The following is a 549-nucleotide window of genomic DNA, read 5'->3' as shown; positions in this document are numbered from 1 at the left end:
AAAAAAAAAACACGGCTGGTCGGAAGGCCTGTACGCCCTAGGACTCCGTGACATCGGCATCGAGATCGACCCGTCCGCGTGCGCCACCCGTACCGCCGCCCGGCACACCACGATCCGCGCCGACGTCGCCGACTACCCCACCGCACCGCTCCGCGGGAACGTCTCCGCGCTGATCGCCTCCCCGCCCTGCCAGACCTTCAGCGCCGCCGGCCTGCGCGCCGGAAACGACGACATCGACCTGTGCCACCAGGGCCTCGACGCCCTCGCCCGCGGGCACGACACCCGCACCGCCCTGCGCGCCGCCTGCACCGACCCGCGCTCCCTCCTCGTCGTCGAGCCGCTGCGCTACGCCCTGGAACTGCGTCCCGACTGGATCGCCTTAGAGGAAGTCCCGGCCGTGGCACCCCTGTTCGCGCACATTGCGGGCATCCTGCGCCGCCTCGGCTACTCGGCATGGACCGGCGTACTCAACGCCGCCGACTACGGCGTCCCCCAGACCCGCCGCCGTGCCTTCCTCCTCGCATCCCGCACCCGCACCGCGACACCGCC

1 protein-coding gene is annotated in these 549 nt (G+C 71.9%); it reads left to right on the top strand.

Annotated elements, in window-relative coordinates:
* Nucleotides 1–549 (top strand): DNA cytosine methyltransferase (locus EAO76_RS41795; RefSeq protein ID WP_316248414.1); only part of this gene is annotated, 549 nt, incomplete at both ends.

The organism is Streptomyces sp. sk2.1 (genome assembly GCF_008120935.1).
In the GTDB taxonomy this organism is placed as follows: domain Bacteria; phylum Actinomycetota; class Actinomycetes; order Streptomycetales; family Streptomycetaceae; genus Streptomyces.
Note: the sequence above shows the minus strand (reverse complement) of the source record. Positions and strands in the feature narration are given on the sequence as shown.